This window comes from Sorangium sp. So ce119 (assembly GCF_051524405.1).
In the GTDB taxonomy this organism is placed as follows: Bacteria; Myxococcota_A; Polyangia; order Polyangiales; family Polyangiaceae; genus Sorangium; species Sorangium cellulosum_G.
In genome coordinates this window covers 10,426,149-10,439,156 of the sequence record NZ_CP150310.1, presented here as the reverse complement: position 1 = coordinate 10,439,156, position 13,008 = coordinate 10,426,149, and the positions used below count along the sequence as shown (strand labels likewise).

Genomic DNA, 13,008 nt, shown 5'->3' with positions numbered 1-13,008 from the left:
GGGCGGCGCCGATGGCGTGGCTCAGGCGTCGGGTCGAGCGTCAAGGCGACGGCGACTCGGTTCGGCCTAACTGAACGCGCCCGCGATACATCTGGCGCTGACCTCGTACGCTGCTTCTCGCGGGCCGGTCTGCCCGCGGGAGGTCTTCATGTGGAAACCTGGTGACGTGACACCGTACGGCTCGCTGGTGATCGCAAACCACATTGTCAGGGATACGAGGTGGGTTGTTCTGCTGAAATCGGATCCTTTGAACCTGTGCTTCGTACCGCTTCCGCTCAGCTATGAGCGGAGAGAGAGGCGGCCCGCGGCCGTCCCCTAAGCACCCGTCAAGGCCGCGGTGGGCCGGTTGGTCAAATTAACCACCACCACACGTCTGGCCACGGACAGCCAGACGTCTGGCCACGGACAGCCAGACGTCTGGCCACGGACAGCCAGACGTCTGGCCACGATGTCGATGGCCGTGAAAGCCTGCAGCCGATCGCTCGCGCAAACAACCTTCTATCACCCGAGGTGAGCGCGGCGATTCGCCCTCGAACTCCTCGAATCGTTCTGCTTTTCCTGCCCTGCCCCCTGCCCCCTGCCCCCGCGCCGTGGGGCCGTACTCACCGCGGCTGAGGCATCCGCTGCAGGTGGCGCACGCCGGCGACGGAGCCGGCCAGCACGCGGGCGTGCCGCCGCACCTCGGCGGCGCCGAGCGGCCCTCCGTGGCCCAGGTAGAAGGTCTGCACCCCCTCGTCGACCAGCCGCTCCAGCTCGACGCCGACGGCGCGCGGGTCCAGCTCGAAGGGGGGCCGGATCGCATGGCCCATGCGCGCCAGCCCGCCCAGCATCAGCCCCGAGGCGACCAGATCGCCGACCAGCGCCTCGCGCGACTCGAGGACGACCGAGAGCGACCCCCGGGTGTGTCCCGGCGTGTGGCGCACGCGACCCGCGACCCCGTAGGGCGCCAGGTCGAGCGTCTCGTCGCCGGACAGCACGAGGTCGGGCGCGACGGGGGCGTAGCGCTCGTGCACGAGAGGGGCCCGGACGAACACGCGGCCGAACCACCCGGTCGGGCAGAAGGTCATCGGGGCACGTCCGTTGAGGTGCTCGACCTCGGCCTCGTGGGCCACGACGAGCGCTCCGGACCGCTCGCGCAGCGCGGCGGCGCCCCCGGCGTGGTCGACGTGGGCGTGAGTGACCACGATCAACTTCAGGTCGGACCAGCCGCGGCCCGCGCGGGTCAGCGCCTCACCCACCCTGGGCGCCGCGCCCGGCACGCCGGCATCGATCAGCACGCACCCCGCGGCGCCGACGAGCAGGTGGGCGTTGAGCATGCGAAAGGGTAAAATGGGCACGCGAATGATCTGGATGGCAGACATGATGTTCCTCCGGGGCCGAACGCCTGGTCCCAGCGTGGGGTGCCCTGGCGGGCAGCGCCTGGCCCGATTCGACGCGGCGGATGGTCCACGATGGAACTGACCCACGTGGCGGCGCCCCCGGACTCGATGCTCGAGCGCGCGGTGCGGGCCGGCCCGGGCGAGCTGCTCTGGCTCGGCGACGCGCCGTTCGAGGTCCGCTGCGAGCCCCTGCACGCCACGGGGCTGCTCAAGATCGTCGCCGTGGCCGAGGGCGAGGGGGTCGTCGCGCAGGGGGGCCGCCGGGCCATCCTGCGCGAGGGGACGTTCGCCTGGATCCAGTCGGACGCCCCCTTCGAGCTCTCGATGAGCCGGGGGCGGCGGCTGCTGCTGCGGCTGCCGCTCTCGGTGGTGCAGCAGCGGCACCCGGGGGTCGACCTCCGGACGGCCGTCGGGCGCGGCGAAGAGCACGCAGGCGAGCGGGTCGTGGCGGGGCTCCTGCGCCAGATCCTGCGCGAGAGCTCGTCGCTGTCGGAGCGCGACTGCATGGCGGCCGTGGGCGTGGTGCTCGAGGCGATCGGGATGTGCGGCCGCGCGCCCGAGCTCCCGCGGGCCCGGGTCGAGCGGGCGCTGGCCGAGATCGAGCTGCGCCTCGGCGACCCGGCGCTCCAGCCGGCGGACATCGCGCGGGCGCAGGGGGTGAGCCGCCGCTATCTCGACGGCGTGATGGCAGAGCAGCTCGGCAGCTCGCTGGCCGCGCACATCCGGCGACGTCGCCTCGAGCGGGCGGCGAGCGAGCTCTCGACCCGCCCGGACGACGCGGTGTTCGAGATCGCCGCGCGCTGGGGCTTCCGCGACACGAGCCACTTCACGCGCCTGTTCCGGGGCCACTTCGCCACGACGCCGGCGGCCTACCGGCGCGCCGCGCTCGACGGTCTATCCATCGATTGATCAGCTAGAGCTTCGGCAAGGCGGACCGCGCGAGCTCGAGGATCTTGCCGCGCACGAACCGGCACGCCTCGTCGTCGTCGGTGCCTGTCGGCCACAGGAGCTCTGTCGGCGTGCCCTCGATCTCGAACGGCAGCGGGCGCGTGGCGAGGTGGCTCCGGGTCTCGCGGATGTTCGCCGCGACGATGGCGGGGACGGTGGCGACGAGGGAGCTGCCGTCGAGCAGCGCGCCGAGGGTCGCGAACGACGAGACCGAGCAGCGGACGTTGCGCGGGCGCTGCACCACGTCCTCGACGATGCCGCGCAGGTCGCCGTTGTAACTGACGATCACGTGCTCGAGCGCGAAGTAGTCGTCCGCGGTCAGCTTGCGCCGGAGGCGCGTGTGGCGCGGATCGAACAGGCACACGAAGCCACTACAGAACAGCGGCTGTCGGCGCACGGTCACGGGGAGCTCATCGGCGACGGTGACCGCGGCGTCGAGGCCGCCCGCGAGCGCCGCCGCGACCGTGCGGAACTGCACCGGCACGGCGATCACGCGCATCCGCGGCGCCTCGCGCGCGAGGGCGCGGAGCAGCGCGGGCAGGAGCCAGAGCTCGCACGTGTCCGACAGGCCGATGCGCAGCGTGCGCTCGCTGGTCGCCGGGCTCCAGTGCGGCTCGCTGAGCGCGGCGTCGACGATCGCCTGGAGGTGGGGCGAGAGCGCCGCGTGCAGCCGCGCGCCCCGCCCGGTGAGCGCGAGTCCACGCCCCCGCCGCACGAACAGCGGAGCGCCGATGGTGGTGGTCAGCCGGCGCAGCGCCGCGCTGACCGCCGGCTGGGTCAGGTACAGCCGGCTGGCCGCCGCGGTGACGCTGCCCGTGTCCGCGACCACCACGAACACGCGCAGGAGGTTGAGGTCGAGGTCTCTCCCATAACCGGCGTTCATGTGACGTATGTACCCTATTCCTTGGTGGGGTGGGACGCGCGGGGGCATGGTCGCTTTGCGAGGAGATCACCATGCGCGACAAGACAGCTCCATCCATGCCTGATCCTGGAGCGTTATCCAGGGAGGCCGCCGACGCGCCGGACATCGGCGCCAGGCTGATCGCGGCCTCCCTCCTCACGCGACGTCAGTTCACCGCGGGCTCGATCGCGGCGACGACGGCCGCGGCCAGCGGGCTGTCGCTGCACGGGATCGGCTGCGGCCCCGCCGACAGCCCGTTGACGAACGCGGACGCGACCCTCGGGTTCATCGTCAACGGCGCGAGGGTCGAGCTCGACATCGACCTGCGATCGTCTCTCCTGGATGTGCTCCGCGAGCAGCTCCAGTTGACCGGCGCCAAGAAGGGCTGCGACCACGGCCAGTGCGGCGCGTGCACCGTGCACCTCGACGGCCGTCGCGTCGCGTCCTGCCTCACCGCCGCCGTGCAGGCCGACGGCCGGGAGATCACGACGATCGAGGGGCTGTCGACGAGCGACGGGCGGCTGCACCCCATGCAGCAAGCCTTCATCGATCACGATGCATTGCAGTGCGGGTATTGCACGCCCGGCCAGATCATGGCGGCGGTGGCCTGCGTCCGCGAGGGCAACGCCGGGTCCGCGGAGCAGATACGCGAGTACATGAGCGGCAATCTGTGCCGGTGCGGCGCCTACACGGCCATCGTCGCTGCGATCCAGCAGGCGGCGCCGGAGATCGAGGGGACCTGAGCCATGCGAAGCTTCACGTACACGCGCCCCGCGACGCCGGCCGAGGCCGTCGAGGCCATGGCCGACTTCGGCCCCGGAGCCCGGTTCCTGGCGGGAGGGACCACGCTCTACGATCTCATGAAGCTCGGCGTGGAGGCCCCCCTCCGGATCATCGACGTCACCCACCTCGACGCGCTCGCGCAATTCGACACCTCCGGTCCGGACGAGCTGGTCTTCGGGGCGATGGCGCGGATGAGCGATGTGGCCGCAGATCGCCGGCTGCGGGAGGACTACCCCGCGCTGTCGGAGGCGCTGTGGAAAGCCGCCTCGCAGCAGCTCCGCAACATGGCGCGGCTGGGCGCAAACCTGCTTCAGCGGACCCGCTGCGCCTATTTCCGCGGAGGCGAGGCGTTCCCCTGCAACAAGCGGGCGCCCGGCAGCGGGTGCGCGGCTCGGGACGGCCTGGATCGCGGCAACGCGCTCCTCGGCGCGAGCGACGCGTGCGCCGCTGTGTATCCGGGGGACTGGGGCGTGGCCCTGGCGGCGTTCGACGCGGTGGTGGACACGCTGAGCCCGCGGGGCGAGCGCTCGATTCCCCTCCTGGATCTGCACCGGGAGCCGGGCGAGACGCCGGACGCCGAGACGAACCTGGCCGCCGACGAGCTGATCGTCCGCGTCCGCGTCCCGAGGTCCCAGGCGGGCCGGGCGTCGACCTATCACAAGATACGCGACCGCGAATCCTACGCGTTCGCGCTCGCGTCGGCGGCCGTCGCCGTCCGGCTCAGCGGCGGCGTGATCGAGGAAGCGCGGGTCGCCCTCGGCGGCGTCGCGACCCGGCCGTGGCGGTCGCGGGAGGCCGAGGGCGCGCTGCTCGGCCAGCCCCTCACCGTGGAAGTCGCAGAGCGCGCTGGCCAGGCGGCGTTCGCGGCCGCGAGGCCAGGCACCCACAACGCGTTCAAGGTCGAGCTGGGGGCGCGGACGGTCACGGACGCCTTGATGATCGCACGAGAGAGGGTAGAAGTGCCATGAGCAACCCGGATATCCCGAGGGTCGACGCGCGCGAGAAGGTCCGCGGCGCGACCCAGTATGCCGCCGACCATGTCGTCCCGGGGCTCGCCCACGCGATGCTCGCGGTGGCGACGATCGGCCGCGGTCGCCTCGTGAGCATCGATGTGGACGAGGCCCGCGCCGTCTCCGGCGTTCGGCTCGTCCTGACCCACAGCGACACGGCAGGCATGAAGTCGCCCGGGTACGTGCTCGGCGGCGGCTACGGCGTCCAGAGCCTGCTGCCGATGCTGGATACCGCGATCGCCTACCGCGGCCAGCCGATCGCGATCGTGGTGGCCGACTCGCTCGAAGCGGCCAGAGAGGGCGCGGCGCTCGTCCGCGCCACGTACGAGCAGGAGGCCCCCTGCGTGCGGCTCGACGCGGAAGGCGCGGAGATCCTCGCGCAGGCCGACTCCCCGTTGCCGAAGCCGGCCTTCGCGGATCGGGTCGCCGGCGACGCGGAGGGGGCGCTGTCGGCGGCCGCGGTGCGTGTGGACACGACGTTTGAAGGCCCTCCCCAGCACCAGAACCCGATGGAGCTCCTGGCCACCGTGGCGGAGTGGTCCGGCGGGACGCTCACGGTCCGCGAATCGACGCAGAACGCCGAGGCGCTCAGGCACGGGTTGGCCCAGGTGTTCGGTCTGCCGCCGGCCAGGGTCAGGGTGCTCTCGCCCACGGCGGGCGGGGGCTTCGGCCAGAAGAACTCGTTGCAGTCACATACAGCGCTTGTCGCGCTGGCCGCGCGCGAGCTCGGCCGACCGGTCAAGCTGGTGGTGCCCAGGGCGCAGGTCTTCAATGGCGCCAGCTTCCGCCCTGCCAGCCGCCATACGGTGCGGCTGGGGGCCGACGCGTCGGGGACCCTGGTGGCCGCCGTGCACGAGGTCGATCACCAGACCTCGCGCCACGACCTCTTCCCGGCGATCTACGCGGATCTGACAGCGCGCCTCTACGGCATCCCGAACTTCCGCGGCCGCGAACGCCTGGTCCGCAACGACATCCAGACGCCGGGCTTCGCGCGCGCCCCCTTCGAGCACATCGCCGCATGCGCCTTCGAGACCGCTGTCGACGAGCTGGCGTACGCGCTCGGGCGCGACCCTGTCGTGCTCCGCGTCGCCAACGACGCGTCGACAGACCCGCTGACCGGACTACCTTTCTCGTCCCGGCACGTCGTGGCGTGCCTGGAGCGGGGCGCCGAGAGGTTTGGCTGGGAGCGGCGAACGCCGGAGCCGGGCTCGATGCGCCTGGACGACGGCACGCTCGTCGGGTGGGGCGTCGCGATCGGGGCCTACAAGGCGGCGACCGCGCCGGCCGTCGCGATGCTGCGCCTGACGGACGCGGGCGAGATCTTCGTGAGCGTCGGCGGACACGAGATGGGCCAGGGCATCCGCACGGCCATCGCGGCCACGGTCGCGATGGAGCTCGGCGTCCCGGCCGAGGCGGTGAACGTGCTTGTCGGGAGCACGGGTGTCGTGCCCCAGCACCTCACCGCGGGCTCCTGGGGGGCCGCGACGACCCTGCCCGCGGTGCGCCAGGCGGCCTTGAACCTGCTGCAGGAGCTGCAGCGGCTCGCGGGGGACGGGCCGGCCAACCGCACGTTCCAGCAGATCCTGCGCGACGCCGGCGAGCCGCACGTCGACGTCGAGGCGCGTCACCGCGCGCCCGGCCAGCCCGAGGCGATCTTCGACCGTGTCGCCCTGGGGCACGTCTCGGCCGTCGGCCCGGCCTACCCCGAGTTCGTCTCGATGAGCTACTGCGCCCAGTTCGTCGAGGTGCATATCGAGCCGCGCACCCGGCGGATCCGCGTGCCGCGCGTGGTGAGCGTGGTCGACTGTGGCCGGGTCATCAGCCCCCGCACGGCGCGCAGCCAGATCCTCGGCGGCGTGGTCTGGGGGATCGGCGCGGCGCTGCGCGAGGTGAGCGAGGTGGATCCCCGGTACGGCGGGTTCCTGAACGCCGATCTCGCGGAGTACGTGATCCCGGTCAACGCGGACATCGGGTCGATCGAGGCGGAGTTCATCGACGAGCCGGATCCGGTCATCAACAGCCTGGGCGTCAAGGGTCTCGGCGAGGTGGTGATGGTCGGCGTGGCGCCCGCGATCGTGAATGCCATCCATCACGCGACCGGGCGCCGCATCCGCCATTTGCCCGTCCGGATCGAGGACGTGCTGTGACGCGAGGAGGGAGCCGGTGAACGAAGCACGCGCCGTGATCTCGCTGTGGTCCGAGGCCGTCCGCGACCGAAAGGACGCGGTGCTGGCGACGGTGGTGAGCGTGGAGGGGTCGGCGTACCGACGCCCCGGCGCGCGCATGCTGCTCGTCGAGGACGGGCGCCGCGTGGGCTCGGTGAGCGGCGGCTGCCTGGAAGGCGAGGTGGCGCGCAAGGCGTGGTGGTTGACCCGCACCGGCAGCCCCGCCCTCGCCCGGTACAGCACGCGCGAGGAGGAAGACGGTGAGCGCCCGTATGACCTGGGCTGCGAGGGGGTCGTTCACGTGCTGCTCGAGCGATTGCGCCACGAGGAGGAGCCGGTCGAGCCGATCCGCTTCCTGGCGTCGTGCGTCACGCAGCGGCGCGCGGGGGTGCTCGCGACCGTGATCGGCTCGGTCGACGCCGCCCGGGCTCGCGTCGGGGACCGCGTGACCCTCGACGCGGACGGCCGCACCGGCGGCCGGCTGCCGGACGCCGCGCTGGCGCGGAGCATCGCCGCGCGCGCCGCGAGCACGCTGCAGCGCGGCGCCTCCGAGCAGGTCGCGTTCGGGGGCGCCCACGCGCGGGTCGACGTCTTCCTCGAGGTGATACGCCCGCCGCGCTCGCTCGTGGTGTTCGGCGGCGGCCATGACGCGGTCCCGCTCGTGCGTCTCGCCAGGGAGCTCGGGTGGCACGTGACGGTGGCGGACGCCCGGGCCGACCGCGCCCGCCGGGACCGCTTCCCCGCGGCCGACGAGGTCGTGGTGACGGACCGCGCGTCCCCGCTCGCCAGCCTCGCCATCCCGCCCGGAGCGGCCTGCGTGCTCATGACCCACAGCGTGGAGCAGGACCGGGCGCTCCTGCGGGCGCTCTCCACGGTGCCAGTCGCCTACCTCGGCCTGCTGGGGCCGCGCCGCCGCACGCAGCGCCTGCTCGCCGAGAGCGGCAATCCCACGTTCGCGTGCGCGGGCGGTCTGCACAGCCCCATCGGCCTCGACCTCGGGGGCGACACGCCGGAGGAGATCGCGCTCGCCATCCTCGCGGAGGCGCAGGCGTGCCTGTCTCGCCGCGAGGGCCGCAGCCTGCGCGACCGTCCCGGCGGCTCGATCCACCAGCCCACCGAGCGCGCCGGCGAGCTGCTGGCGGCGGGGGCCACCCGGTGACCGCGGGCCGGCGTGTAGAGGGGCCGCGCAGCGCACGACGACCCACGCGGCCATCTCACCGCGCGCGCTCGCCCTCGGCGAGGCGGCGCAAGGCCTCCTGGATCCCGTCCAGGCCCGAGAGGTCGAGCCCGAACTCCCCCTCGAGCACGCCGCGCAGCGCGTCCGCGCTCTCGAGCGTGCGCTGCTCGACGTCTCCGTCGCGGCGCCGGTACGTGAGCTCGCGGTCGAACAGCGTGATGCGACCGGTGGCTGTCGGTCGCGCCACGACAAGGCTCCGCACGAAGAGCGACTCGGGGTGGGTCGAGACCCACCAGTTGAAGAGATCGTAGTCGGCGGCGAGCTGCTCGGTCCCATCGAACCAGTACAGCGCGCGCCAGGCCTCACCCGACTTCACCTCGAGCACCTGACCGCCATCCTCTCCGCGCAACCGGAAGGTCTCGAGCGGGGTCTCCTGCTCGACGTCGTGCACCAGCCTGAGCGGCGCCACCGGCGCGATCACCCCGAACCCGACGTCCGCGAGGTAAGGCCCCTCCGCCAGCTCGACGCGGAGCAGCATGTGGCTGCGCGGCCTGGTCTCGCCCTCGGGCGCGCCCCACCGCACGCGCGCCGCGAGTCCGCGCACCTCGAACCCGAGCGCGCGCAGCGCGCGCCCGAGCAGCCCGTTCTGCTCGTAGCAGTACCCGCCGCGGCGGCCGTGCACGAGCTTGCGTTCGAGCGCCGCAAGGGAGAGGTCGACGCGCCGCCCCGACCACGGGTCGAGGTTCTCGAACGCGATCGCGCGCGGATGCAGGGCGTGGATGGCGCGCAGCGTATCGAGCGTCGGCGCGCGCGGGCCGTCGTATCCAATGCGCGCGAGATAGGCGTCGAGCGCGATCATGCCGCCTCCTTTCGAGCCGGGAAGGCTCCCGGAACCACCGATCCCTCGGACCAAGGACTGATCGTTCATGTGATCATCCTGCTACATGGACGATCAGGTTGGTAGACGGGCCCATTTGGACGCATCGTCCACCAGGTGGTACGATGGTCGGTCCGATGGACGAATGGAACGACCTCGCGCTGTTCGCGCGCATCGCGGAGCACGGCGGGCTGTCGGCGGCGGGGCGCGCGCTCGGCGTGCCCAAGTCCAGCCTGAGCCGGCGTCTCCAGTTGCTCGAGGAACGGCTGGGGGTGCGGCTCGTCCAGCGCACCTCGCGCAAGTTCATCATCACCGCCGTGGGCGAAGAGGTGCTCGAGCACGCGCGCGCGATGCGCGTCGCCGCGGACGCCGTCGAGAGCGTGGCGCGCGATCGCGTCGCGGAGCCCAGCGGGATGATCCGCATCACCTGCTCGATCGGCATGAGCAAGCACCTCGTCGCGCCGCTCTTGCCGCGCTTCATGGCGCGTCATCCGAAGGTCGACGTGTTCCTCCACGCGACCAATCGCTTCGTGGATCTGGTCGAGGAGCGCTTCGACCTCGCGCTCCGCGGCTATGGCGGCCCGCTGCCCGACACCGGGCTGGTGCAGCGGCTGCTCTCGCCGACGCCCTGGGTGCTCATGGCCGCGCCGCGCTACCTCGATGCGCGCGGCGTGCCCGCGACGCCGGACGAGCTCCGCACACATACAGGGCTGTTGCTCGGGGGGCCGAGCTCTCGCGCGGTCTGGAGGTTGCATTCTCGCGAGGCGACCGAGGAGATCCCGTTCGTGCCGCGCCTGCGCACCGACGATTCCGTGACGTTCCTGGGCGCGGCCGTGGCGGGCCTCGGCGTCGCCGCGCTGCCCGAGTACGCGTGCGGTGACGAGCGCGCGCGCGGGGAGCTGCGGCGCGTGCTGCCCGGGTGGCAGGTCGGCGATCACCGCGTGACGATGCTGGTGCCGTCGCGCCGTGGACAGCTCCCGGCGGTGCGCGCGCTCGCGGACTTCCTTGCGGCCGAGGTGCCGCGGCTCGTGAGGCGCGGGACCTCTCGCGCCGGCTCGAGCGTCAATCCCTCCCGTGAACGAGCCCGGGCCCGATCTCCTGCTGGCGAGCGCGGAGAGGAGAGGTAAGCGCTGACGGATCCCCCGGTGCCGAGGATGCGTGAGACAGGGCTCCTCTCGAGATCTGGCAGAGCGCGGGGGGGCGCCATCGTCGGCACCGAGCTCTGCCAGGACGGGATCAGCGGGAGACGAGATCGCTCATCCAGGGCACGTCGTCGGGCGTCGCACTCTTGATCTCGTCGGCCCACGCCTCGTCGGTCATGCGCTCGAAGTTCCCGGTGATCGTCTCGAAGTACGACGAGGCGAGCCCCACGAACGCGCGCGGCGCGCCGCCGCACGGATCGGCCGTCACGACCATGAGCCGCGGCATGCCGGTGCCGACGTGCAGCACGCGACCGACCGGCGCGCCGCCAGCGTCCGTCGGCTGGGTGTGCACGTCGACGATCGTCGGATCCTGCAGCACGCTCTTGAGCGGGTCGAAGAAGAGCTGCGCGTACCACCCGCTGGAGCCATACGGAATACCGCAACCCCGCTGGACCTTGACGGCCTGGTTGATGAAATCGAGGTGTTCCGGCGTGAGGGGCAGGCCGGCGCGCTGGTTCGCGGCCATCTCGCCGAGCGTCCGCGCGACGTCGCGGAGCTGCGAGAAGTACGCCGGCAAGCGCTGGTCGAGCAGCGGCTCGAGCGGCACCGCGTTCAGCAGCTCGAGCGTGCTGACGATCTCGCCGCCGTGCTCGGCCAGCTCGGCGATGCGCGCGAAGAACTCCGGGTACGGGTCGACGTACGCGTCCGGGAACTCGCACGTGGCCCCGCCCGTGTACGACTGCTTGGCGTAAAGCAGGGTGTCGTGGCGGAGCTCGGCCCAGGAGGCGAGCTGGGTGTTCAAGAGGCGCCGGCCCCACGCCTCTGTCTTCGTCACGCCGGGCAGCTCCCCGCCGTCGCCGAGCGCCCGCGCCGGTGAGAGCTCCCGCAGCGCGCCGAGCCAGCGGCTGTAGAGGTTCTTTCCCCAGAAGTCCCCGGGGTGCGCGTCGACGAGCACGCGCATCATGTGCAGATCGGACGCGTAGTCGAACTGCCCCAGCTCCGGCGCGAGCAGCTGGCCCGCCTGGTCGTTGCCGAGCGCGGCGAAGGCCACGTCGAGCGGGCTCGGCATCATGCGCTTGACCGCGCCGCCCTTCACCCGGTCGTAGACCACGTTCGAGAACACGTGCGCGTCGACGACGTACCGCTGGCCGAGCAGCGCGAAGCTCGACGAGAGGGGGAGCGTGCCCTTGTCGAGCCCGTTGATCATGATGTGGCTCGAGATCCGCTGTGTCCCGTGGCCCTTCTCGACCACGACCTTGGCGATCTGCTCGTCGGGGACGCCGGCCAGCCCGGCGGCGTCGCCGAGGCCGAGGTCCTCGAGCAGGCCGTCGAGCTCGGGCAATGTCATGTAGTCGCTCTCGCCGACGAAGGCCTGGATCGCGTCGTCGATGCGCTTGTAGCGGTCGAGGGTCTTCGCCTCGGCGAGCGCGCGCAGCACGTACGCGCCCTCGAGCTGCCGCCGGTGGAAGCGCTGGGTGCCGTCCGGCTGGGCCTCGAGGAAGCGGAAATCCACGCGGCCGAGCCACATCATGCTGCGGAAGTAGCGCGCGAGCAGGGGGCGCGCGGGGTCGGCGTAGTGGCCGCGCGGCTCGAACTGCGAGAAGTCCATGAGCCGGTCGGCGCCGAAGAGGCGCACCTTGCCCATGCCCTGGTGGGCCTGGGCGCCCGCGACGAGCTCGTCGATCGTGGCGGCGTCAGCGCCCGCGACGGGGGCGACCGGCGCGCCGTCGAGCAGCGCGAGCGCGACGGCCGTGAAGAGGTCCGCGTCCGCGCGCGCCTCGGCGCCGAACTCTCCGCCAGCGCCCTCGGCGAGCCGCGCGCGCATCTCCTTCAGCATCGTCCCGAGCTCGGGCGCCAGCGAGGCGTACTCCAGGGCCGTCAGGATCGATTCGTACGAGCGGTGGACCGCGTACAGGATCGAGTCCGCGGACACGTAGAGCGGCAGATCGAGCGCGTAGATGCTCTCGTAGCCGTAGACGAACGTCGGAAAGGACTTCTTGCTCGAGATGACGAATCCGTTCTCGGAGAGCTTCGCGAGCTCGTCCTCGTCGAGCGCGAGCGCGGTGCTCTGGAGGAGCGACATGCCCTCGGCGTCCGCCGGCGCGTAGGAAAGGCCCGACGCGAAGGAGACGGGGTGCTTCGCGGCGAAGCCGTCGGCGGTCATGCCCGCCGAGGCCTCCCGCTCGGCGAGCAGCGCGTCGAGCTCCGCCTGCTGCTCGGGCCCCAGCGGCTGATCCGGCAGCGAATCGATCGGCGGATCGATCGGCGGATCGACCGGCGGATCGATCGACGAATCGGGCGGCTGATCCGTCGGTTGATCCGGTGGGCGCTGGGCGCCGTCGACGCCGGGCATGGGCCGGCTCACCTCGCCCGAGCAGCCGGCGGCGAGGGCGACGAGGATCGGTACGACGTGAAGGCGAAGAAGCATGTTGCGCATCGTGTTTCCTCTCCAGGGTGCGCCCGGGGCACGACGATCCTGCCGTGAGCGAGGAAGGTGCCGCGGGCGAGGGATACTGGGCCGTGCTCGCGCGACAGGATAACACAGCACGGCTCCGGCCATGCGGCGCTCGACAGACCGTCTTACCCACGGCGCGCGATCAGGAGGGCCGGCCGCTATCGATATGCC

10 protein-coding genes are annotated in these 13,008 nt (G+C 72.2%); 6 read left to right on the top strand and 4 right to left on the bottom strand.

What is annotated here, in order from left to right; genetic code table 11:
- Nucleotides 1–602: 602 nt before the first annotated feature.
- Nucleotides 603–1,361, bottom strand: coding sequence for an MBL fold metallo-hydrolase (locus WME76_RS39525; RefSeq protein ID WP_437957324.1), 759 nt, complete (start codon nucleotides 1,359–1,361; stop codon nucleotides 603–605).
- A 90-nt stretch (nucleotides 1,362–1,451) separates the two neighbouring features.
- Between WME76_RS39525 and WME76_RS39520 the strand changes: the two genes are divergently transcribed.
- Entirely contained in the window at nucleotides 1,452–2,288 is an 837-nt protein-coding gene (locus WME76_RS39520; RefSeq protein WP_437957323.1) for a helix-turn-helix transcriptional regulator, read from the top strand.
- 4 nt (nucleotides 2,289–2,292) lie between these two features.
- On the opposite strand, the gene WME76_RS39515 is transcribed toward WME76_RS39520, so the two are convergent.
- A complete protein-coding gene (locus WME76_RS39515) occupies nucleotides 2,293–3,210 on the bottom strand; it encodes a LysR family transcriptional regulator (protein ID WP_437957322.1) in 918 nt (305 codons plus the stop codon).
- 95 nt (nucleotides 3,211–3,305) lie between these two features.
- On the opposite strand from WME76_RS39515, the gene WME76_RS39510 reads away from it, so the two are divergent.
- The 4 genes from WME76_RS39510 to WME76_RS39495 are packed head-to-tail and all read left to right on the top strand — an operon-like array spanning nucleotide 3,306 to nucleotide 8,345.
- A complete protein-coding gene (locus WME76_RS39510) occupies nucleotides 3,306–3,971 on the top strand; it encodes a (2Fe-2S)-binding protein (RefSeq protein ID WP_437957321.1) in 666 nt (221 codons plus the stop codon).
- Between the two features lie 3 nt (nucleotides 3,972–3,974).
- Nucleotides 3,975–4,979, top strand: a complete 1,005-nt coding sequence (locus tag WME76_RS39505) for an FAD binding domain-containing protein (protein ID WP_437957320.1) — start codon at nucleotides 3,975–3,977, stop codon at nucleotides 4,977–4,979.
- Nucleotides 4,976–7,168 carry a xanthine dehydrogenase family protein molybdopterin-binding subunit gene (locus WME76_RS39500; protein ID WP_437957319.1) on the top strand — a complete coding sequence of 731 codons (2,193 nt, stop codon included), beginning with the start codon at nucleotides 4,976–4,978 and terminating at the stop codon, nucleotides 7,166–7,168. Before WME76_RS39505 ends, WME76_RS39500 begins: the two co-directional genes overlap by 4 nt.
- Nucleotides 7,169–7,184: 16 nt before the next feature.
- On the top strand, nucleotides 7,185–8,345 hold the full coding sequence (locus WME76_RS39495; RefSeq protein WP_437957318.1) for an XdhC family protein: 1,161 nt from the start codon (nucleotides 7,185–7,187) through the stop codon (nucleotides 8,343–8,345).
- Between the two features lie 55 nt (nucleotides 8,346–8,400).
- Here the strand turns inward: WME76_RS39495 and WME76_RS39490 are convergent, their stop codons facing one another.
- Nucleotides 8,401–9,222, bottom strand: a complete 822-nt coding sequence (locus WME76_RS39490) for an arylamine N-acetyltransferase family protein (protein WP_437957317.1) — start codon at nucleotides 9,220–9,222, stop codon at nucleotides 8,401–8,403.
- 155 nt (nucleotides 9,223–9,377) lie between these two features.
- On the opposite strand from WME76_RS39490, the gene WME76_RS39485 reads away from it, so the two are divergent.
- On the top strand, nucleotides 9,378–10,367 hold the full coding sequence (locus WME76_RS39485) for a LysR substrate-binding domain-containing protein (protein ID WP_437957316.1): 990 nt from the start codon (nucleotides 9,378–9,380) through the stop codon (nucleotides 10,365–10,367).
- Between the two features lie 109 nt (nucleotides 10,368–10,476).
- Here the strand turns inward: WME76_RS39485 and WME76_RS39480 are convergent, their stop codons facing one another.
- Entirely contained in the window at nucleotides 10,477–12,810 is a 2,334-nt protein-coding gene (locus tag WME76_RS39480; RefSeq protein WP_437957315.1) for a DUF3160 domain-containing protein, read from the bottom strand.
- Nucleotides 12,811–13,008: the final 198 nt, after the last annotated feature.